This window comes from Arthrobacter sp. P1_B3, assembly GCF_056406615.1.
In genome coordinates, this window is the sequence record NZ_JBFTZV010000014.1 from 13424 (window position 1) to 33796 (window position 20373).

Genomic DNA, 20373 nt, shown 5'->3' on the forward strand with positions numbered 1-20373 from the left:
CGTCACTCCTTTGGATGGGTCCGCTGAAAATAATCCTGATGGCACAAAACACTGCCGTTCCGGTGCGCTGAAATCCCGGGAGCGGCAGGTGCGATGTGACGCGGGACTCACATTACATCGATGTAAAACGGACCACAAGAGAAAATTGTTAGCGTGAACAATCTGATGCAGCCATCTCATTTGGGTGCGCGTTTAGCCGCTGCTGTCCCGCTCCACGATTTTGTAGTCGACGGTGACCACCCTCTGCTCGCCGACACGGTCAGCCATCCTCTCGGTGAGCAGGCGGAGAGCTTCGCTGGCCACCCGGCGCTTGTCGAAGGAAACGGTGGTGAGGGATGGCACGGCATACTGCCCGTCGGCGATATCGTCAAAGCCCGCCACGGCAACGTCGGACGGAACGCTGATTCCCCTCTTCCACAACACGCTCATCGCGCCAATGGCCATGGAGTCGGTGAAGCAGAACAGCGCCTCGGGGAGCGGGTGGGAGTCCAGATAGGAGGCGAGCGCGACGGCAGCCGTGTGTGGTGTCCATTTTTCGCACGGGATGAGCAGTGAGTCGTCCCGGTCCATGCCGAGCTCTTCGAGCGCGGCACGGTAGCCACGGGTCCGCAGGATTGCCGCGGCGGAGCCTCGGCCTTCCGCAGTTCCGAGCACGGCAATACGACGCCGGCCGGTCCTGGCAAGCGCCAGCGTCATGTCACGGGCGGCAGCAACGCTGTCCACCCACACACGGTCGGCCAGCTTCTGGGACACCTCACCCAGCAGGACCACCGGGGGCAGTGAGACTCCCACCTTGACGGCACTCTCGTCCAGCACCACCGGGTTGAGGATCAGGCCATCAATGAGGTTGGACCGCGCGCGGGACATCAGTTCGTATTCGCGCCGGGGATCGGACCCGGTTTCCTCGATCTGGACGCTCCAGCCTTGCTCGTGGGCAACTTCCACCACGTTGTGCGCAATCTCGGCCGAGTAAGGGGTCGCCAGGTCCGGCAGGGCCAGGGCGATAACACCCGACCTGCCGTTGCGCAGTCCGCGGGCGGAAAGGTTGGGCACATAATCGAGTTCCAGAATGGCCTGCTCCACCTTGACCCTGGTGGCTCCGCTGACCGGAACAATCCCGTTCATCACGTTCGAGACAGTCTTGGGTGAGACGCCGGCACGACGCGCGACGTCCTTGACCGTTGCGCGCACTGCTCCCCTTTCAAAGCATCCTGGGCCAAAGCCAAGCGGCCAATGGCTGCTGCTGCGGATGACCTGCTGACGATGTTACCCGCCTCGGCGGGCTGCGGCGGAAACGTCTTGACAGGAAAATTGTTAGCGCTCACAGTGGTGAGAGCGAAACGTACCTTCACCGGAAAGCCGAATGAATGAAGAACTGGGCAGGCAACCTCAACTACTCATCAGCGGACGTTATGCGCCCGGCGTCGGTGGCTGAACTCGCCCGCGTGGTGGAGCGCGCCGACCGGGTCAAGGCCCTGGGATCGCGGCACTCCTTCAACCGCATTGGGGACACCGACGGTGTGCACGTGCTGCTGGACGCCCTGCCGCAGCACGTCGAACTGGACTCAGAACGGCAGACGGTCCGCGTCAGCGGCGGCGTGAGCTACGGCGCCCTGTGCCGCACGTTGCAACAGTCCGGCGTCGCCATCCACAATCTGGCTTCGCTGCCCCACATTTCCGTGGCAGGAGCAGTCCAGACGGGCACCCACGGCTCTGGTGTGAACAACCCCGCCTTGGCCGGGGCGGTGGAGGGCATTGAGCTGGTCCGGCCCTCCGGCGAGCAGGTATCGCTGACCCGCGCGGACGGAGAGGAGTTTTTGGGCAGCGTGGTGGGTCTGGGCGCCCTTGGCATCGTCACCGGCCTCCAGCTTGCCGTCCGGCCGAGCTTCAGCATGCGCCAGCGTGTTTTGGAGAACCTGCCGTGGGAACGGGCACTGGCGGACTTCACTCAGCTGGTGTCCAGCGCCTACAGCGTGAGTCTATTCACCGATTACGCAGGCGATTGCATCAGCCAAGTCTGGCTCAAGGCGGTGGACTCGGAGCCTCCCATCGGTGAACTGTTCGGCGCCACGGCCGCCATCTGCCCCCGGCACCCTTTGCCGGGGATGTCGGCCGAGAACTGCACAGTCCAGATGGATGAGCCCGGGCAATGGCTGGACCGGCTGCCGCACTTCCGCCACGAGTTCACGCCCAGCAAGGGTGAGGAACTGCAGAGCGAATTCCTCCTGCCGCTGGAGCAGGCCCCTGCTGCACTCCAGGTGGTGCGGAGTCTGGCGGACAAACTTGCACCCCTGCTTTATGTCTCGGAAATCCGGACCGGCGCCGCAGATGAATTCTGGCTCAGCCCCTTCTACCGGCAGCAGAGCGTTGCCCTGCACTTCACCTGGAAGCCGCTGCAGCCGCAGGTGGAAGCCGTTCTGCCGCAGCTCGAGGACCTGCTTCGGCCGTTCGGGGCCAGGCCGCACTGGGGCAAGCTTTTCACGCCCGGCGGTCACGACTGGGAGTCCCTCTACCCCCGCTTTGCGGACTTCCGCGCGCTGGCATCGGCGCACGATCCGGAGGGAAAATTCCGCAACGGGCTGCTGGACAGCATCCTCGGCGTCCCGGTGGTGAACTCACGCTAAGCGGCTGGCCACACGGCTTAAGCGCTCCAGCACACACAACCAGTCCTGCAGACGGTCGACGGCGGGACGTCCCGCCGTCGTCCGTCTGCGTTTCTACGGCGCGGAACGGGGCCAGTCAGCCGCCGCCATCATCGAAGCGTTCAGCCCCGGCATGCAGGGCGGCCGGGCCATCGCCGAACTTGTCCTCGGCCTGGTCGACCCCACCGGGCGTCTCCCGATCTCCTTCGCCCGCCACGCCGGCGTTTGAGAAGTAGATACCTACCGAGCGGACGACGGCGGCACGCGCCGGCGTCGTCCGCTTGCGTTTAGTGCCGCACTTTTACAGCGCCGACCGGCGGCGGAAACCCAGGTCCGCAACTATCGGCGCGGCATTAGAAATGCCAACTCCGCAACGCACAGTAAGAACATGAAATCACTACTAAGCGATGACGTCGTCGCCGTACGTGGCGTCTTAACAGATCACACCCGGTCGATATTCATGCTCTTGGGCTAACAGGCCCGGAGTCTTGATCGCCTCAGGTCCGGTCCTCGGGTGGTGGGGTGGTGTCCGCCTCGGGGTTCGCGCCGCTGGTACGCTGCGCATTCACGGCGGGGACCGGTTCCTCATGGGCCGGCCGAAAAAAGTGCCAGGCCGCGAGTCCCACGGTCACCGCGACGGCCACCGCCCCGGCGATCAACCAGGCTTTCCCGGACGCTGTCCGCCTTGACTTAGCCGGCGCCGGGGCAACATTAGGTGCGACCCGCTTCAGACCTTCGTGGACACGGGGAACCAGAGTTTCCACTCCGCCGGCGAGTTCGTCAGCGAGCCGCCGCAGACCGGCCTGGATCCTCGGGGACGCGGATTCAATCCCGGCATCAAGCCCCTCGACCACTTTTTGCAATGCCGCCTCGACCTCGGGAGTGGCCCACTCCTTCCCCTTGGTGAGCTGAGAAATGAGGTTCTCTGAAAGATGGCGGACCTGATCGGCCTGGGCCGTGGGTTTTGCCGTGCGCATCGGTGCCTCCTCGGTGTGATGAATGCCCATAGCCTACGGCGGCCGGCGCCATCGAAAAAGGCCCCGTCGTTGACTCATGGGAAGGTCCGCGTGGCCGGATTCGTTGCCTCATTTGTCTCGGGATGTGAGTTGAGCCGCTCCGAATGACACCGCGAATTGAACGCACCATAGATCGACGGACTTGTACTTGGACAGATCAACGTCATCGGAGATTTTGTACACTTGGTTGCCTTGGTTTCCCTTGATTAAGCCGAGGTCAACGTGGTCGGCGGAGCCAGCGGTGAACCACCCGCCCGGTCCCTCCACCACGTCTGCGGCGCTCAGCCAGACGTGCACATCCGGCCCGTTGGAGGTGTACAGACTCTCCAATGCAAGCACGCGCGAGCCGTCCGGCTGTTCAATGATCCGAACGGCTCCGGTCGTCGTATGTTCATGGCTGATGAACGAACCTTCAGCGAGCTGGACCGGGCCGGAGGGCATCTCGGCAGTACTGGACCCGGATGGTTCAGCCTGCTCCGCGGAGGCGGCAACGAACGGGATCTCTTCATCCACCCGGACGTCGACAAACAGAAGCCAGGGTTTGAACACCGCCAGTCCGATAGCCAGCACAACAACGGCAACCGCCGCCGCGGCGATGACCCAGACCCGCTTGCGCCAACCGGACTTCACTGTGGACATCTAGCATTCCCCGGTAGTGAAAAGACCAGGTCCGAAGTTTTCTGCGCTCATGAAACCATCGTCCGCGTGCTTATCGTTGCGGGCGGCGGGCTCCTGGAGTCCACGCAGACCGCCGACTCCGTGCCCAGCGATTTCAGGCAGCCTCATATGCCTGGTTCTTCTTCCTCCGCCAGTCTGATCATGCGCAGTTCGTCCTCCACCGCATGGGAAGGCCAATAGCCCTTCGCCAGCTCACTTGCCCGGATTTTATCTGCTGCCGGTACGAGCTTGCCGAGCAGCCCGGCAGCCTGAAGCAGGGCGATCAGCGCTGTGGTCCTGGCATCGGGTGCCTTGACATCAGGCGTCGCGGCCTCGGTCGCCGAGGCGTCAGTCGGGGTGGAATCAGACGCCCCAGCCTCAGTCGTGATAACAGGCGCCTCAGCCTCAGCAGTGGCATCAGGCGCCTCGGCATCAGCCGGCGCACCGCCGAGTGCAGCCTGGATCGTTTTCAGGAGCGCCGCCTCCGGAGCGTGGTCCTTCTCCGGGTACCGCACGGTCCGGAACAGACCCAGGTGTTTTTCGCCGACGTGTTCCACGATGCCCAGTGCCGCCATGCCCTCGTAGACACGCTGCACTTCGGCGCGGCCCTCCAGCATGGAGACCCACCGCTTGGGAGTGTGGGGCCGCGATTTTCCACGGATGAGTTCCAGTTCGTGCTGGAGGTCCGTTTGCGGGGAGGTGCCGGTAGCCCTGACGTGCTTCCCCTGCAGCCCGATTGCACCGATCAGGTCCAGCTCGGCCAATATCGCCCCTGCCATCGTGGTCCTGAGTGCGTACATCGGCACCGAAGGTTTGCCGTCTTGGTCGTTCGTTGCGAGAAGGAGGAAGGCCTGGGGAAGGTTCAGCTCCGCCACCTTCGGCGTTTCAGCGTTCATACGAACATGGTGGCGCGGTTGGGCAGCCGCCACAATGATGATTTACAAGCATCCACGTCGGCGTCTACGTCGCCCTGCCCCTGGCCAACCGCCTCCAACAGTTTCCGGCCCCAGTGAGCGGACGACGGCGGGACCTCCCGCCGTCGGCCGCTCTCGGCTGCCGGGGGCAGCGGCGTACACACTTGCGAAATCGGGTGCAGCCGCTGCTACATTCCGAAACTCTGCTGGACCTAGTGGACCTTGGTCCTACGGCTGCTGGGCTTTGAGGAACCTTTCGAGTGCTGCGAGGTCGTCAGTGTTGACGTGGTCAACACCCGCCCGGTGAAGCTCGGTCCAAAGAGCTTCACGTGCCTCGCCCGGCTGGTCCGGAGTCGCCCAGAAGCGGACCCGGTGTCCCTTGGCGTGTGCGTCCGCGACATAGGCGTGGAGTTTGGCGCGTTCCGCCTCGGGCATCGGGCCAACACCCTGCCACGTGAACAGCTTTGTCCAGTTGTCACTGACCAGCGGCATGAGCGTTGACGGCATCCCGGAAGCAAGGTCGGCTGAGCGTCCGTCGAAGAACCCGTAGCGTTTGTCTTCCGCCTGCATGGTCATCAGCGGCCTGTTGCCGCTGATCACGGCGGTCACCGCGCCCGTGCTGACTTTGCCCTTGCTGTAACGGGTCATGAGAGCCGGGTGCTTGCTCAGTTCCTGCTCGATCGCAGCGTAGGTGCTCTCGCCGTCGCTCTTGATGTCTATCAGCAGCTGCAGGCTGCCGTCCCAGCCAGGATAGACGCTGTGGCCTTCCTGCTGGACAAGGTTGTCCAACGGATCCAGGTACAGGCTCGCCAGGGTCTTTCCAGGCTGCGCGTTCTCCCGGTCGTGTGCGACCAGAAGTTCTCCGTCAACTAGCCAAACGTCCGCCTCGACGCTGGTGAACCCATGCTCCAAGGCGTCAAACAGCGGACGGCCGTGCTCGTAGTCGTTGTGCGCATGGGCCTCCAGCAGCGGCTGGTCCAGCACAACATCCCGGGATGAGGTTGCGGCAGACGAGGGGACGGCGATTCCGGTCAGGGACGTGAGGGCCAAGAGCGCGGCGACAGCACTTTTGATAAGCACGGGGTTCTCCTTGGTGCGGTTCAGGGGGCATGGTTCAGCTCGACCGATCAGGCGCGCCGATGCCTCAAACAGGCTCCCCGATCCGCACTAACAGGGAAGGGCCACGCGGTGGAGGGCCGGTAAACAGCAGTGAACGGCCACGCTGAGCCGTTTGGAATCCAACTTATTCAGGGTCGGCCTTACGGTGCCGGTGGTGCAGTTGATAGCTGTGGAACACGGCAGAAGAGGTACTCCCCTCATGCCCGAAGTTCCCGCGGAGAACCTCGGCGAGATCCTCCAGCGCTGCGTATAGCATCCGTCCGGCGAAGCGGAGTTCTGCGTTGTCATGGTCCCGGGCTTCAGTAGCCAGGTGCTGTGCATACGTCACGGTGGCCGGCAGCGACCCCCTGCGCTCTGCTTCGTGGAAGTAGTAGGTTTCATGGAAGGACAGCAGGTCTATGCTCACCGATGCCACGTTTCCGGCCAGGGATTCGAGCAACACCGCAGCATGTGCCGGAGTCAGCGACGAGAGACCTTCGGCCCCGGCCGCTTCCCTGAACTGGCTCAGCCGGTGGGCCAAAGCCCGGCGACGGCTAAGGGCAGGGTAGGTCTGCAGTATCCAGGACACCGTAGCGGTTAGAAGCCCAAAACCGGCCACGGCCTCGGCGGCCGCGACCAGCCTAAGCAGAGGCAGTGCCGGCACGATGTCACCGTAGCCGACTGTAGAGAGGGCGACCATCGAGATGTAGAGGGCTTCAGTGAAATCGCCGTGCTGCGCCACCCCGTCTCCGTACACGAATCCTGCAGGCAGAAACGGGAAATACACCAGAGCCCAGCCCAGAATAGCCAGGGCGGCCCAGGCACCGATCACGGCAGCCATGGCGAGAGGGGCTGCGATTGTCGATGCCCGTCCCCGGACTTTATTGGTTAACAGCCAGAGTCCCCGGATTATCGCCTTGCAGACCGGGCCTGTCCCGCGCGGATACAGGAGTGTGTGGAAGACATCCGTGACCATCAGCAGAATCAGGCCTGCCCCGGCCATGATCCAGAGTGCGTCGGTGAAATCCATGCTTCAGCTTAAGGGTCCGAAGCCCTCGCGTTACGGCACCCGGCGCGAGACCGTGGCCGCGCAAGTCAGAATAAGTCGGTATTGACCTGCTGCCGCTCCCCTACAGCGCCGACCAGCCGCCGTCGGAGGCAAGGACGCGCCGTTGATGTTGGTCCCGTCGTCGCTGAGCAGGAAGGCCGTCCTCTGGCCTGTGAGAACCGCCTCAAACCAATACGGGCGCAGCCGGGAGCCGGCCGCGGTGAGGTAAAGTTATCTGTTCGTAACATAATCTGACTGAAATGTGTTTGAATATGCCTGCAGACTCCACTACTGAAGACAAGCCGAAACAGTTCCTCGGACTAAGCGGCACCCAGACTATTGGCTCGGCTTTGGCAGCGGTGACCTCTGCCTTGGTGGGGTCCTTTCTAGGCGTTGCCGGGACCCTTATCGGCGCCGCACTCGGCTCTATCGTTGCCACGGTGGGCGCCGCTCTCTATGCCCGAACACTCAGTTCGGCCGCCGCCGTGGCATTGACGAAAATCCCTCAGCGACGCAGGGGCGGTCTGCCCGCTGACGACGGCGACGCGCTGGCCCCCAGCGCGCCGGCCGAGAGCGACGGACCTCGAGCCAAACGCGCGAGGTGGCAGTTGACACCGAAGACCTGGATCAAGCTCGGGGCGGTCAGTGCGGCCGCATTCGTGATCGCGATGGTCGGTGTCACTGCAGTCGAATTCGGAACCAATAAGCCCATCTCCAGCCTTGTCTCGTCGACGTCGAGCATCGACGGCGGTGCGACCGGGCCCACGACGACGCTGGGCACAGCATTGGGCGGCAACCCGACGGTCCCGGACGAGACGGACGCCTCGACGAAGGACGTGGCGGAAGTGCCTGGGCCAGTCGAGGAAGTACCTGGGAAAGTCGAGGAAGGCGCTAACAACGAACCGGGCCTGACGACGGACGGTAGCCCCAGTGGCGCGGACAGCGGCTCGGCCGGGACTGGAGAGCCGGCAGCCGACACATCAAGCGACACCCCCGCGGCGGACCCCGCCCCCGAAACCGTCCAGAGCCCGGAGCCTGCCCCCGCGACCGAGCAGACGTCGCCGCCCGAGGTGCTCTCGGATTCGGGATCGGCCGAGCAGCCCGCACCGTGATGGCGAAGATACGGATGCAGGCACGATAGGAAGCGCCTCTTCATCGGCACTGCGCGGCCACCGGTCCGCCTCACCGGGGCGCCTAACCTGTCAGTGATGGTGGGCCGGGGCGGCTGTGTGGTGGCGGCTGACTCATCCGACGAGGACCACCGGATTCTCAGCGGTCAGCCCGCGCCCTGGCCCTCGCGGGCCACCTCCTCCAGAATCCTGGCTGTCGGCGCTGCCGTCATGAGCTGCCCTATCACCTCGGGTTTGTCCCATACCTGGCTGCGCAGCCGTTCCAGAAAGCCGGTCGCGGCGTCCTTGGTGTCGAAGTCAAGGAGCACGGCCACGCTGTTCTGGTCCTCGGTATCCCGGAACAAGCGGACAGACCGGGCGCCGGAGGCGGCGCGGCCTGCGGGATCCGTGTCGAACACTTTCTTGAAAGCCTCGTAGTCCCGGACCGGATAGCTAATCTGCAGCGTGAACATCGTCGTTCCTTCCCTCGGGCTGTGGCAGGGACCACGATAGGCCGTCCAGCGTCATCCCGGTAGGGCCGGAGGGCGGCCTCGATCCGGTGCCGCGCTGCCCTCCTGACGCGTGTATCCGGGCCCCTAAGCGGACGACGGCGGGACTTCCCGCCGTCGTCCGCTGGCGTTATGGTGCCGCTCCCCCAAAGCGCGGACCAGCCGCCGTCGGACGCGAGGATGGCGCCGTTGATGTTGGTGCCGTCGTCGCTGGGCAGGAAGGTGACGGAGGCGGCAAGCTGCGCCAGTCAATCCGCGGTAACGGCGTCCCCGCTCATGGATTCCGGAGCTGCAACTCCGTCGTCCTCGTAGTGTGTGGCGTTGGCGAGGTCGCGCCCGGCGATGTAGCCGAAGGTCAGTGCTGGGCCGAGGTTGATGCCCCCGGCCGGGTAGTGCCCGCCCATGACTGAGGCCTGGTCATTGCCCGCGACGTAAAGGCCGCCGATGGGTTGGCCATGGTTGTCCAGAACCCGTGCACGCGAATCGGCCGCGAGTCCGGCGAAGGTACCGAACGATCCCGGGACAATCCTGACGGCGTAGAACGGCCCCTTGTCCAGGGGGCGCAGCGAGGCATTGGGGGTGTTCTTGGGGTCCCCGCCATAGCGGTTGAATTCACTGGCGCCGCGATCGAAGTCGGGGTCAATGCCCTTGCGGGCGTTGTCATTGAATTCCGCGACGGTCGCGGCGAGCCCTTGCGGATCGATGCCGCAGGCTGCCGCGAGTTCCTCGAGGGTGTTCCCCTTCTTGAGGTAGCCGGATCGCAGGTAGGGGAACAGCGGCACGGGCAGCGGCTTGGCCATACCCAACGGGAACTTGCGCACGAACGCTGCGTCAGCGACCTGCCAGGCCTCCACCGGTTCACCCTCGGGTGTGGCGTTGATCAGGCCTTCGACGTAGTCGTAATAGCCGTTGGCCTCGTTGACAAACCGCTTGCCGTCCCGGCGGACGCCGATGCTGCCGGGCTTGGCGCGGTCCATGATGTGGGGGAACGTTCCGGTACGTCCGTTGCGGTACGGGACCAGCGAGACCGGGCACCAGGCGGCCGGAGACTCCACATCGGTCTCGAAGCGGGCGCCCACGGCCTGGGCCATGGTGATACCGTCGCCGGTGGTTTCCTTCGGCGCAAGTGTCCAGTGCTCGCGTCCGGTGGGCGTCTTGGGGAACAGCTCCTTCCGGCGGGAGACGTCATGGGGGAACCCGCCGCAAGCCAGCACGACGCCGCGGGAGGCGTTGATCTGCAGTTCGCCTTCCGGGGAAGTCACGACGGCGCCCGTCACCTTGCCGGACCCGTCGGTGAGCAGGTACCTGGCCGGCGTGGAGACGCGGATCTCCACGCCGAGGTCATCGGCGGACTTCAGCAGCCGGCCGGTGAGCGCGGTCCCGTTGACCAACTGCATGTTGCGGCGGTGCGTGAGGAGGTCCAGGAGGTGCAAGCCCACCCGCCAGGCTGCGTGGAAAATGCCCCGGATGTTTCCTTGGGAGGCGGAAAGGAACTTTGTCAGGTCCGGACCTGCCATGATGCCCATGCCCAGAAACGAGGTCTCATAGAGCTGGTGGCGCATCTTGGCGCGCAGTTCGGGCTTGATCCGGCGGGCGTTCAGCGGCTTTGGTCCTACTGAGCGGTGCCCTGTGCCTGCACCAGGGGTGCTGCCGTAGATGTCCTTGATCTTGGCTCCCGGCACAAACTGCAGGCTGGTTTTGTCCTGGAAAAAGCCCACCATGTGAGGTACCGCCTCGAGGAACGCCTCCACCCTGTCTTCCTGATAGTTCCTGCCGAGCCGGTGGCGCAGGTAGGTGCGGAAGAGTTCGCGGTCCTCGTTGACCCCATCGGCTTTGGCCAGCGGGTTGCCGGGGGTCCAGGCCCAGCCGCCGGACCAGGACGTGGCACCGCCACAGACGTCGGCCTTTTCAACGACCACAACTTTCAGTCCGTGGTAGGCAGCGGAAACTGCCGAGGAGAGGCCGCCGGCGCCGGAGCCGATCACTAGGACATCGCAGTCCAGGCTCGGGAGGGCAGATGAAGAAATTACGGGTGCCGTCATTTTCAGTGCTTTCTCAGTGGAAGTAGGTGTCGGAGTCCAGGCGCGGCGGCGCACCGGTTTCGAGTGCGTCAATCGCGGCCATTTGCTGCTGGGTCAGGGCGAAACTGAAGACGTCCAGGTTCTCCCGTTGGCGTTGATTGTCCGCGGACTTCGGCACAGCCACACGGCCGTGCTGCACATGCCAGCGCAGGACGATCTGGGCCGGGGTCCTGCCGAGTTCCGTGGCAGGGCTGCGCACGGCGGCCTGCTCAAGAAAGCTCCCGTTACGGCCCAAAGGGCTGTAGGCGGCGGTCAGGATCCCATGTTCCCGGTGAAACTCAAGCTGACCTGGTTGGCCGTGCTCAGGATCAACCTGGACCTGGTTCAGCGGCACGGCCAGGCCTGCGTCCTGGACCAGCCGTAGGTGCGCGGGTTTGAAATTTGACACGCCCCAGGCCCGGATTGAGCCGTCCTTGACCAGGTCCTGCAGTCCTTCGCAGGCTTCAACGAACCTCCCCTGGGAGGGGTTGGGCCAGTGAACCAGGAACAGGTCCAAGTAGTCGGTTCCGAGCCGCTTCACCGCCTCGCCGAAGGCATCGCGCACTCCGTTGCGGCTGTGCCACTGGGTGTTGAACTTGGTAGTGAGGAAAAGGTCCCCTCGATCAATTCCGTTGCGGCGGATCCCCTCCCCCACGGCGGCCTCGTTGGCGTAGTTCTCGGCCGTGTCGATGTGCCGGTAGCCACTGCTGATGGCCTGGTGCACCGCCGCTGCGGCATCCTCACCCGTCAGGGGCCAGGTTCCCAGGCCGATGAGCGGGATGTGCACGCCGGGAGTGACTTCTGCTTTCGTGATCTCTTTTGTCATGCCGCTCATCTGGTTCCCGTCCCTTGGAGATTTGCTGTTGTCTGGTCAATTCCGGCCGTTGCCAACACGGCGTCCACCCCTGTTTTGAGCAGGCGCGCCCACCCAAGCTCGCCGAGTTCAGCCACCCGCCGGTCCGACGGCGTCTCCGCACTGACCGGAAGCCCGTCCGGCAAAGCGGCCACCGCCTCCGCAAGCCTGAACTCACCCTCGCCGGGCACCTCCCGCTCCGACCGGGATTCGACCACAAGTGCCTCGCGGCCGGCTGGCCGTTCCGCGGGCCCGTCGCACAGCTGGAGCAGCGGTACCAAATCTGCGTTGGCATGCAGTGCGGCCCACTGGCCGGCAGCGCCGTCACCGTTGAAGCGGTTGAAATGAAGGGTGTCCACCACGAGGCGGCAGCCGGCCTGCCGGGCAATGTCCGCAGCCTGGGCCATCGAAGCAACAGGCTGATAGGAAATCGCTTCAAGGGTGGGGGTGATCCCGAAACCGTGCCCGTCCTCGGTCATCCGGGCCAACGTGTGGACCAGCCGGGAGCTGTCCGGATCGGCTCCTGCGACTGTGAGGGAACTCGCCCCCAGTGCCTGGCCCGCTTCCATCATGCGCAGCCATGCTTCACGCTGGTCGCTGCCATCCAGCAGCAGGAATTCGATGTCCCGGACCGTGACGCCCGTGTCCCGTATCCGTGTGAGGGTCTCCCGTAAAAGTGAAGACCCCGGCTGGAGGTTGTACGGCCGTTCCACGGGCGTCACCGGGCGCACCCGGACGCCAATGAAATCAAAGCCTGCCTGGGCAGCGACCCCCACCAGTTCAGGCGGCGCGGTGTTCAGCAGCGAAAGCTGTGCCAGGCCGACGGACCTGTGCGCGTTTCCGGTCATGACTGTGCTCCGTTCAGGCTAAGTTCATTGTTGGCGGCAGCCCCGGCTCTCAGAAGAGAGGCGATCCGCTGTGCTGCGTCGTAGCCGCTCTTCACTGCGTTGGAGGCGATGGCGGGCGTCTGGTCCACCACTGTCCCGGCCAGTGTCACCGGCACTCCGGCCTCGCAGCTCAGTTCGGCGTCGCGAATGTCCGCTGGGACAGAGCCGTCCAGGGGAACCACGGAGCGCGAAACCAGGAGCGGTCCCGGCGCCTCCAGCCACTCGCCTCCAGAGGCAACGCCCGGACCGCTGATCCGGATCCGGCCGCCGTCGTATTCCTCGATGGTCGCACCGAGCCGGATCCGCACCCGCGGGTTGGCTTCGAGCCGGGGCACGGCCAGGATTTTGGCGCGGCGGCCGGACTCGGGGGCAAGGGCTGCCTGCGGTCCGATGAGCAGCACGGCAGTCCCCCGGCCAGCCAGCGTGTCCGCCACGCTCATGGCAACGGAGTCCGCACCCCAGATCGTCACGGCATCCGGAATGACGGGATGCGGCGCGTCAGGGTCGATGACCTCGGGGTGGGCGGTGAGCCATTCGCGCACATCCAGGACGCTGGCGCTCTCTTCGCCAATGAACCCGGCGGCGGGCGCGAGCCCGCCGGTTGCCAGCACGATGGCGTCTGCCGCGGTGTCGCGGACAAGGCCGTCGAGGTGGTCAGTGTCCACGCGCGAACCCAGCCGGACCTCGATGCCAAGCCGCGCGTTCTCCCCGGCAGACCATTCGGCGAACCGGTGGAAGTCCGGGGTGGACTTCATCCGTTCCGCGAGGGCGAACTGGCCGCCGGCGCGGGGGCCATCGTCGAGTACGGTCACTTTCGCCCCGGCTTCGGCAAGCTCGCGGGCGGCGGTGAGGCCCGCGGGACCCGCGCCCACCACCACAACGCGGGACCCTTCGCGGACGGCTGGTGTGGGGACCGGGACGCGGGAGCGTCCCACCGCGGGGTTGACTGTGCAGGTCACCTGACCCAGGCCCAGGTTGTCGATGCAGACGTTGCAGGCGATGCAGGGGCGGTAGCGCTCATCACGCAGGACGCCGCCCACAAACGTCGGGTCAGCATGGATGGCCCGGGCCAGGCTGACGAAGTCGCAGGTCCTCTCGGAGAGGACCTGCTCGATGATTTCCGGCGAGTTCAGCCGGCCGGCCAGGCCAAGCGGCAGGCCGAACTGCCGGTACGCCTTGGCGTAGTCGGCGAGGATGCCCGGCTTCCATTCGCCTGACTGCACGATCCATTCGCCGGCCTCGTAGCTGCCGGCGGAGATGTCCAGGAAATCCAGGTGCTCCAGGTGCGCGTTCGCAATGATGGCCACCTGCTGTTCGGCGGAGATGCCGTCTGCAGGACCTTCAACTACGGACACACGCATACCCACGAGGGTGTCCGGGACCGCTGCCCGCACGGTGTCGATGACCAGGTTCAGGAAGTGTTCGGGTGCGGCGAACTCGTCCGTGCGGTGGTTGGAGATCGGTGACATGAACTGGTGGATCAGGTAGCCGTGGGCGCCGTGAATGTTGATGACATCGAAACCGGCCTTCACCGCGCGGCGGGCAGCTTGGGCGTAGGCTTCCACCAGTTCGTGGCATTCCTCGACGGTGAGTTCACGGGGAACTTCGCCGCCCGCCACCTCGCACGCCACCGGTGATGGCGCCACGTTTTTGTACCCGGAGAGGGCGGACTGGGCGGTGCGGCCGCCGTGGTTAATTTCGACGGCGGCCAGCGCGCCTTCCGCGTGCAGGGCGTCGGTGAGCCTGCGCAGGCCGGGGATCATCTCATCTGTGTGCAGGCCCAGCTGGTGGGTGCGGCCCTTGCCGTCGGCGCGGACATAGGTGGCCTCTGTGGTCACCATGCCCAGTCCGGCCTTGGCACGGGTGACCAGGTAGTCGATGTACTGCTCCGTGATGTAACCGTCCGTGGTGCCGTAGTTGCGCTCCATCGGTGCGGAGGCGAGCCGGTTGCGAAGGGTTTTCGGGGTGCGGCCATTGCGGCCCAGTGTCAGGGGGCGGGCGGCGTAGCGTGTGTTCTTTTCCATTGCTGTTCCTTAACCCGCAATCGGTGCGAGGGGTCGTGTGCTTTCAGGCAGCGGGGCGAAGCGGATTGGATTGCCTGTCCGGGACGATTCGTAAATTGCCAGCAGTATCCGCAAGGCCTTCGTCGCGTCGTGGCCGGTGATCGCCGGTTCACCGCCTCCGCGAAGGCTCCGGACAAAATTGCGGACCTGCGCGGTGTGGTGCGGGATGAGCTGGCCATTAATCGTCGTGAGGCTGACGTTCGGGTCAACACCGTTCGGGTAAACAGGATCGGTGCTGATCGTTCCGGACACGGCCCACAGGTCCACGCGTCCGTCGCTGCCTTCCGGGAATTCGGTCAGGGAGGCGGAGGCGCCGGTCTCGCCCGTGACCCGGATCTGCACGCCCAGGCTCGGGGACACCGCCGTCGACGCTTCGAGCGTGGCCATGGCGCCGGAAGTGAAGGTGATGACGGCGGTCGCTGAGTCTTCCACTTCGATGTGTTCGCCGTGGAAGTAGGTGTTGATTTTGCCGTAGACCTCGGCCACGTCTCCCATAAACCACTGCAGCAGGTCGATGTAGTGGATGGCCTGGGTCATCAGCACCCCGCCGCCGTCGTTGGCCCACGTCCCGCGCCAAGCGTCGCGGGAATAGTACTCCGGATCGCGGTGAAGCATCACCGAGCATTGGCCCATGATGGGCCGGCCGAGTGTGCCGTCGTCGATCGCTGCGCGGATGCGCTGGGCTGCCGGCCAGAACCGGCGCTGGAAGAGCACACCCAGCTTCACACCGGCATCGTCGCAGGCCTTCACCATGCGTTCTGCGGACGCCAAGTCAGTGGCGATGGGCTTTTCACAGAGCACGTGGACTCCTGCCGCAGCGGCCTGCAGCACCACATCCTGGTGGGTGGGGTGTGGGGTGCAGACCGAGACGATGTCCAGGTCCAGGCCCAAGAGTTCCTCGACTGTGTTGACCGCTGCAGGGATCCCCCATGCTTCGGCGGTGTCTTGGGCGCGCTGGAGGTCGATGTCGCAGACACCCACGATGGCCACGTCGTCAAGGGCACGGAACGCCTCCAGATGGTTGCGGGAGATCGCCCCGCACCCTGCAATTCCGATGCGAAGGGGGCGGGCGGTGACAGGTGATGGGGTGATCATCAACAGGTGCCATCTTTCTGGTGCTGGTAGGAAAATGTGGTGCGGTCCGGCAGGAGGCTGGGGCCGGGCTAGTACGTGGCCCGGCCGCCGGACAGATCGAAAACGGAGCCGGTGGTGTAGGAGGCCGCCGGCGAAACGATGAATTCGATGAGGGAGGCCGCTTCGGCGGGGGTCCCGAACCTGCCCATGGGGATTTTGGCGGCCTGGGCCGCCTGCTGTTCCGCCGGCACTTCCGCGAAAAGCGGGGTCACTACATTGCCCGGGGCGAGGGCATTGACGGTGACGCCGGAAAGCGCGAACTCCTTGGCGAGTGACTTGACCAGGCCTAGAATCCCGGCCTTGCTGGCAGAATAGGCGGGCATATTGACCACGCCTTCCTTGCCCGCCGTCGAGGAGATATGGAGCAGCCGCCCATAGCCTGCCTCAGCCATTCGCGGCAGGACGGCCTGCGAGAGAATGAATGCCCCTGTCAGGTTGATCTTCATGATGCGTTCGAAGTCTTCGACCGATGTGGCGGCTGCCGGGGCCACGGGCCCCAGGATGCCCGCGCAGTTCACGACCGCGTGGAGCCCTCCCATCTCCAAGGCCGCCGCCGAGACGGCCGCAACAACGGATGCCGGGTCGGTGACGTCCATGGCGAGTGCTGAGGTGCCTGGTTCATCGGGCCACGCGGCCGAGGGCAGGTCCGCTCCGACCACCGTGGCGCCGGACGCCCTAAGGCGTGCCGCCGTCGCCCGCCCGATGCCGCTGGCCGCCCCGACCACGAGGCAACGGGACTCGGCGATAGTGCTGGGTGTTTGAGGATCCATGGCTAGCTGACCGCCTGTCGAAACGTGGCCAGCATGCTGTCGGCGTCGGCGCTGATGCCGGTGAAGAGCTCGAAGGCGGCGGCGGCCTGACCCACGACCATGCGTCCGCCGTCGAGTACGGCGCAGCCCTTGCCCCGCGCTGCCTTGATCAGTTCGGTTTCGAGCGGCCGGTAGATCACGTCCGCTACCCAAAGCCCGGAGTGGATCAGCTCGGGATCCACGGGCACACCGGGGTGGCCCGTCATGCCGATGGGTGTTGAGTTCACAAGCCCATCTGCCTCCCGGATGCTTCCGGCGACAGCATCCGTCCGGGTCACTGACAGGTGGCTTTTCGGAAAGTGCGGGGCAAGCCGGGCGGCGAGGGCCTCGGCCCGGGCAGGTTCGATGTCGGCGATGACCAGGCGCCGGGTTCCGGCGCTGAGGAGCCCGAAGGCCACTGCCGCGCCGGCTCCTCCCGCTCCGAGCTGCACCACCGAGTCGGTCACGGCCGACGGGAGGCCGGCCCGGAGGCCGCCGATGAATCCGGTGTGGTCCGTGTTGTGGCCCACGGCCTTGCCGTCGTGAAAGGTGATGGTGTTGACGGCACCCAGAATCCGGGCATCGGGCGAAAGCTCATCCAGGCCGTCCTGCACGAGTTGCTTGCTCGGGTGGGTGACGTTCAGTCCGTCGAATCCGAGATCAGCTGCATGCCGCACCAGGGCCGCGGACCGTTCTGCAGGGTGTCCGATGGAGTCCAGATCGATGACGCGGTAGGTGTAGGCAAGGCCCAGCCTGTCGGCTTCGGCCTCGTGGAGGCCCGGGGTGAGCGATCCGCCGATACCGGAGCCGAGCAAGCCCACCACGAACCGATGGCACATATCGGCTTCCCGCGGCCGGACGGCCCAGGTGCCCGCCAGGGTCTGCTGGCTCATGCCCGTGCCGTATCGGCAACCGCGCCGGAAGCGTCGTCGGCCGCACGGGACTGCCGCGTTGCCGGCTCCGGGGTGACGGACGACGCTGTGTAGAGCCTCGGGTCGGATTTCTTCAGTCCGAGCAGGGCCGTCGGAGTCTTGAACGTCTCGGGTGCCAGCAGCGCTGCGATGGCGGAGATGGCGCAGGCCACGGCGGCGAACGTTGCGACAGGAACCCAGTTGGCTTTGTTGCCACCGATCAGCAGCTCGGAAATGACCGGCGCGAATCCTGCCAGGAGGAGTCCGAACATGAGGCTGATGGCCATACCGGAGTAGCGGACCTTGACTGGGAACTGCTCCGGGAAGTACGCGGGGTAGATGGAGTTTGTGGCGGTGTAGGCGAAACCGATCAGGAGGATGCCGGTGACAAAGATCAGAGGAACATTCGCCGCCGACAGGGCCGAGAAGAACACGAAGATCATCGCCATCTGCAGCACCAGACCGGTGACGAAGACGGGTTTGCGGCCGATCCGGTCCGAGAGGATGCCGGCCAATGGGCCCATGGCGACGGCGGCGAGGTTGGCGACTGCGATGACTGTCAGCATCAGGCCCTTTTCAACGCCGACGACGGACGTGGCGTAGGACAACGCAAAGACGTTGATGATGGTGTTGATGATGGTAAACAGCGACATGGCGGTGACACGGAGAACGGTGGCCCAGTGGTGCCGGAACAGGGTGACGAGTGGAACCTTGACCACGTCGTCGTGCGCTTTGACTTCCGCGAATACCGGGGGCTCTTCCAGGAGGCGCCGAAGCACAAAGGCGATGACGGTCACTACGGCGCTGGCGAGGAACGGGATGCGCCAGCCCCAGGCAAGCAGCTGTTCCTCGGGCATGGATGCCACGGGAATGAACACTAGCGTGGAGAGCACGATGCCGAACATGATGCCGCTCATCGTCCAGCTGGTGTAGAAGGCTCGCTTCTTGTCAGGTGCGTGCTCGAGCGTCAGGGAGCTTGACCCCGGCGATTCGCCGCCGGCGGAGAGGCCCTGCAGAAGCCGGAGAGCCACGATGAGGACCGGCGCTGCCATTCCAATGTCGTTGTACGTGGGCAGGCAGCCGATGAGGAATGTTGATGCGCCCATCAGCAGCAGGGTGAGCAGCAGGACCTTCTTGCGGCCGAATTTGTCGCCGAGGTGTCCGCAGATCACTGCCCCCAGCGGACGGGCGACGTAAGCAACGCCGACGGTTGCGAAGGACAGCAGCATCGCGGAAGGGCCAGGGGCGAAGAACAGTTTGCCGAAAATCAGGGCGGCCGCCGAGCCGAAGATAAAGAAGTCGTAGTACTCAAGGGCGCTGCCCACGAACCCCGAAACCGCTGCGATCTTCGCATTGTTCTTGGGGCGTGCTGGCGCCAATGTCGACACTGACATGGTGTTCCCTTCAGGTAACGGGACCGTCCCCGGGGCTCTTGGTATAGGCCCGCTGCGAAAACGGTGTGCCGCGCTATGCGGCTTCTCCATCCAGTGTGGCTGCGATCACTTAGTTAGTCCACGACTAAAATGATCTATCACTATGTTGCAATTCGACTTGATGAGGTGGGGTCAGTAGGGGATCTCAGGAAAGATCTCTTCGACGACGGCGAGCACAGCCGCCAGCACGGCGGAGTCATTTTCCTCGGACCACGCGATGGCGTGATTCATGAAGTGCTGCGGGTGGTCCAGGGCCACGTACGTTGCGCCGGAGGGTATGATCCCGGCTATCCCGCTGCTCATGAGGGTGACTCCCACACCGGCGGCCACGAAGGTCAGCACCATGTAGGGGTCCGATAACTCCTGGACAATGTGAGGGCGGAAACCGGCTGCCATGCAGGATGCGAGCATCACTTCGGTCATGGAGGACGAGCCGTCCAGTGGCGGCGAGATGAAGTCATCAGCCGCCAGAGCCTGCAACGGTATGGATTTTTCCTGTGCCAGCGGATGATCCAGCGGCAGTACCGCACCGACTTCCTCGCTTGCGACCAAGCGCGTCATCACCGAGGGGACCGGGGTTTCGGGACGGCCCACGAAGGCCAAGTCCAGCGTGCCCTTCGCGACGCTGGCCAATCCGTCAGCCGTGCGCACACCGCTGGTGAGGTCCATTTTGATGTCCGGGTAACGCCGGCGCACAGCGCGCGTGAGCGGTGGGAGGGTCAGGTGGTTCACAGCTCCGGAGAATCCGATCCTGATGTTGCCCCGGACGCCCTCAATCTCCGCCTGGGCCGCCTCGCGGGCCAGCCGCATCTCGCGAAGCACACGGTACGCGCGCGGCAGGAGGGCATACCCCGCCGGCGTGAGGGCCACGCTTCGCGTGTTGCGCTCAAAGAGCCGCTTCCCCAGATCCGCCTCAAGCTTCCGGATCGTCTGGCTCAGTGGGGACTGTGAAGTGTGCAGGCGCTGCGCAGCACGGCCGAAGTGCAGTTCTTCGGCCACGGCAACGAACGCTTCCAGCCAGCGGATCTCTGTCATGTCTTCAGAATGTACCCTTTACCCGAACATCGAACCGACAAGGGGGCTTGGGCTTCCAGGTGGCCGGAGGAATCTACTCACGAGTTGGCAGAAACGCCGGCACCCTCCCGGCGCCCGCGGGCCCCGGCACAACCACCCGCACCGCGCCCGCGGCGGGCTAGGAACCCGACACTGGTTCAGAAGCCGGAGCAGCGGGTACGGCATTGCGCGCGGATC

18 protein-coding genes and 2 pseudogenes are annotated in these 20373 nt (G+C 65.0%); 3 read left to right on the forward strand and 17 right to left on the reverse strand.

From position 1 onward, the window contains the following. Positions 1–192: 192 nt before the first annotated feature. Positions 193–1191, reverse strand: a complete 999-nt coding sequence (locus tag AC1D2F_RS14875) for a LacI family DNA-binding transcriptional regulator (protein ID WP_476967027.1) — start codon at positions 1189–1191, stop codon at positions 193–195. 176 nt (positions 1192–1367) lie between these two features. On the opposite strand from AC1D2F_RS14875, the gene AC1D2F_RS14880 reads away from it, so the two are divergent. Together AC1D2F_RS14880 and AC1D2F_RS14885 are read left to right on the forward strand one after the other, a co-directional pair. After that, positions 1368–2624, forward strand: a complete 1257-nt coding sequence (locus AC1D2F_RS14880) for a D-arabinono-1,4-lactone oxidase (protein ID WP_476967028.1) — start codon at positions 1368–1370, stop codon at positions 2622–2624. Positions 2625–2742: 118 nt separating this feature from the next. Then, positions 2743–2865, forward strand: a pseudogene (locus tag AC1D2F_RS14885) (glycoside hydrolase family 3 C-terminal domain-containing protein); the annotation flags it as partial. Positions 2866–3139: 274 nt separating this feature from the next. On the opposite strand, the gene AC1D2F_RS14890 reads toward AC1D2F_RS14885, so the two are convergent. The 5 genes from AC1D2F_RS14890 to AC1D2F_RS14910 form a co-directional block, all read right to left on the reverse strand. After that, positions 3140–3619 (reverse strand): hypothetical protein, encoded by a 480-nt coding sequence (locus AC1D2F_RS14890; protein WP_229992037.1) that lies wholly within the window; start codon positions 3617–3619, stop codon positions 3140–3142. 108 nt (positions 3620–3727) lie between these two features. Continuing rightward, the gene (locus AC1D2F_RS14895; RefSeq protein ID WP_476967029.1) at positions 3728–4297 is read right to left on the reverse strand and encodes a DM13 domain-containing protein; all 570 of its coding nucleotides are present in this window, start codon (positions 4295–4297) and stop codon (positions 3728–3730) included. Positions 4298–4440: 143 nt separating this feature from the next. After that, complete coding sequence (locus AC1D2F_RS14900) at positions 4441–5211, reverse strand: GOLPH3/VPS74 family protein (protein ID WP_476967030.1); 771 nt, start codon at positions 5209–5211, stop codon at positions 4441–4443. Positions 5212–5457: 246 nt separating this feature from the next. Beyond that, on the reverse strand, positions 5458–6309 hold the full coding sequence (locus tag AC1D2F_RS14905; protein ID WP_476967031.1) for a phosphatidylinositol-specific phospholipase C/glycerophosphodiester phosphodiesterase family protein: 852 nt from the start codon (positions 6307–6309) through the stop codon (positions 5458–5460). 163 nt (positions 6310–6472) lie between these two features. After that, positions 6473–7357, reverse strand: coding sequence for a potassium channel family protein (locus AC1D2F_RS14910; RefSeq protein WP_229992041.1), 885 nt, complete (start codon positions 7355–7357; stop codon positions 6473–6475). A 290-nt stretch (positions 7358–7647) separates the two neighbouring features. On the opposite strand from AC1D2F_RS14910, the gene AC1D2F_RS14915 reads away from it, so the two are divergent. After that, positions 7648–8487 (forward strand): hypothetical protein, encoded by an 840-nt coding sequence (locus AC1D2F_RS14915; RefSeq protein ID WP_229992042.1) that lies wholly within the window; start codon positions 7648–7650, stop codon positions 8485–8487. Between the two features lie 164 nt (positions 8488–8651). Here AC1D2F_RS14915 and AC1D2F_RS14920 read toward each other — a convergent pair whose 3' ends face one another. The 11 genes and pseudogenes from AC1D2F_RS14920 to AC1D2F_RS14970 form a co-directional block, all read right to left on the reverse strand. Next, on the reverse strand, positions 8652–8957 hold the full coding sequence (locus AC1D2F_RS14920; RefSeq protein ID WP_364744404.1) for a hypothetical protein: 306 nt from the start codon (positions 8955–8957) through the stop codon (positions 8652–8654). 191 nt (positions 8958–9148) lie between these two features. After that, a pseudogene (locus tag AC1D2F_RS14925) lies at positions 9149–9235 on the reverse strand (short-chain dehydrogenase); the annotation flags it as partial. 6 nt (positions 9236–9241) lie between these two features. Continuing rightward, positions 9242–11035, reverse strand: coding sequence for an FAD-dependent oxidoreductase (locus AC1D2F_RS14930; RefSeq protein WP_476967032.1), 1794 nt, complete (start codon positions 11033–11035; stop codon positions 9242–9244). A 13-nt stretch (positions 11036–11048) separates the two neighbouring features. After that, positions 11049–11879: an aldo/keto reductase gene (locus AC1D2F_RS14935; RefSeq protein WP_476967033.1), complete on the reverse strand. Its 831-nt coding sequence runs from the start codon at positions 11877–11879 to the stop codon at positions 11049–11051. 5 nt (positions 11880–11884) lie between these two features. Further along, positions 11885–12754, reverse strand: coding sequence for a sugar phosphate isomerase/epimerase family protein (locus AC1D2F_RS14940; RefSeq protein ID WP_476967034.1), 870 nt, complete (start codon positions 12752–12754; stop codon positions 11885–11887). Next, a complete protein-coding gene (locus AC1D2F_RS14945; protein WP_476967035.1) occupies positions 12751–14817 on the reverse strand; it encodes an FAD-dependent oxidoreductase in 2067 nt (688 codons plus the stop codon). The genes AC1D2F_RS14940 and AC1D2F_RS14945 overlap by 4 nt, the downstream gene beginning before the upstream one ends. A gap of 9 nt (positions 14818–14826) precedes the next feature. Beyond that, a complete protein-coding gene (locus AC1D2F_RS14950; protein WP_476967036.1) occupies positions 14827–15951 on the reverse strand; it encodes a Gfo/Idh/MocA family protein in 1125 nt (374 codons plus the stop codon). 68 nt (positions 15952–16019) lie between these two features. After that, entirely contained in the window at positions 16020–16760 is a 741-nt protein-coding gene (locus AC1D2F_RS14955; protein ID WP_229992049.1) for an SDR family NAD(P)-dependent oxidoreductase, read from the reverse strand. Between the two features lie 2 nt (positions 16761–16762). Continuing rightward, a complete protein-coding gene (locus AC1D2F_RS14960; RefSeq protein ID WP_476967037.1) occupies positions 16763–17671 on the reverse strand; it encodes a shikimate dehydrogenase in 909 nt (302 codons plus the stop codon). Continuing rightward, on the reverse strand, positions 17668–19083 hold the full coding sequence (locus AC1D2F_RS14965; protein WP_476967038.1) for an MFS transporter: 1416 nt from the start codon (positions 19081–19083) through the stop codon (positions 17668–17670). Before AC1D2F_RS14965 ends, AC1D2F_RS14960 begins: the two co-directional genes overlap by 4 nt. A 171-nt stretch (positions 19084–19254) precedes the next feature. After that, positions 19255–20157: a LysR family transcriptional regulator gene (locus tag AC1D2F_RS14970; protein ID WP_476967039.1), complete on the reverse strand. Its 903-nt coding sequence runs from the start codon at positions 20155–20157 to the stop codon at positions 19255–19257. Positions 20158–20373 lie beyond the last annotated feature (216 nt).

Excerpts from the sequence above, each read along its gene's own strand:
- AC1D2F_RS14955 (WP_229992049.1), bottom strand. The coding sequence starts at position 16,760 with ATGGATCCTCAAACACCCAGCACTATCGCCGAGTCCCGTTGCCTCGTG.
- AC1D2F_RS14920 (WP_364744404.1), bottom strand. The coding sequence starts at position 8,957 with ATGTTCACGCTGCAGATTAGCTATCCGGTCCGGGACTACGAGGCTTTC.
- AC1D2F_RS14950 (WP_476967036.1), bottom strand. The coding sequence starts at position 15,951 with ATGATCACCCCATCACCTGTCACCGCCCGCCCCCTTCGCATCGGAATT.
- AC1D2F_RS14945 (WP_476967035.1), bottom strand. The coding sequence starts at position 14,817 with ATGGAAAAGAACACACGCTACGCCGCCCGCCCCCTGACACTGGGCCGC.
- AC1D2F_RS14915 (WP_229992042.1), top strand. The coding sequence starts at position 7,648 with ATGCCTGCAGACTCCACTACTGAAGACAAGCCGAAACAGTTCCTCGGA.
- AC1D2F_RS14960 (WP_476967037.1), bottom strand. The coding sequence starts at position 17,671 with ATGAGCCAGCAGACCCTGGCGGGCACCTGGGCCGTCCGGCCGCGGGAA.
- AC1D2F_RS14970 (WP_476967039.1), bottom strand. The coding sequence starts at position 20,157 with ATGACAGAGATCCGCTGGCTGGAAGCGTTCGTTGCCGTGGCCGAAGAA.
- AC1D2F_RS14940 (WP_476967034.1), bottom strand. The coding sequence starts at position 12,754 with ATGACCGGAAACGCGCACAGGTCCGTCGGCCTGGCACAGCTTTCGCTG.
- AC1D2F_RS14895 (WP_476967029.1), bottom strand. The coding sequence starts at position 4,297 with ATGTCCACAGTGAAGTCCGGTTGGCGCAAGCGGGTCTGGGTCATCGCC.
- AC1D2F_RS14935 (WP_476967033.1), bottom strand. The coding sequence starts at position 11,879 with ATGACAAAAGAGATCACGAAAGCAGAAGTCACTCCCGGCGTGCACATC.
- AC1D2F_RS14880 (WP_476967028.1), top strand. The coding sequence starts at position 1,368 with ATGAAGAACTGGGCAGGCAACCTCAACTACTCATCAGCGGACGTTATG.
- AC1D2F_RS14930 (WP_476967032.1), bottom strand. The coding sequence starts at position 11,035 with ATGACGGCACCCGTAATTTCTTCATCTGCCCTCCCGAGCCTGGACTGC.
- AC1D2F_RS14965 (WP_476967038.1), bottom strand. The coding sequence starts at position 19,083 with ATGTCAGTGTCGACATTGGCGCCAGCACGCCCCAAGAACAATGCGAAG.
- AC1D2F_RS14910 (WP_229992041.1), bottom strand. The coding sequence starts at position 7,357 with ATGGATTTCACCGACGCACTCTGGATCATGGCCGGGGCAGGCCTGATT.
- AC1D2F_RS14890 (WP_229992037.1), bottom strand. The coding sequence starts at position 3,619 with ATGCGCACGGCAAAACCCACGGCCCAGGCCGATCAGGTCCGCCATCTT.
- AC1D2F_RS14900 (WP_476967030.1), bottom strand. The coding sequence starts at position 5,211 with ATGAACGCTGAAACGCCGAAGGTGGCGGAGCTGAACCTTCCCCAGGCC.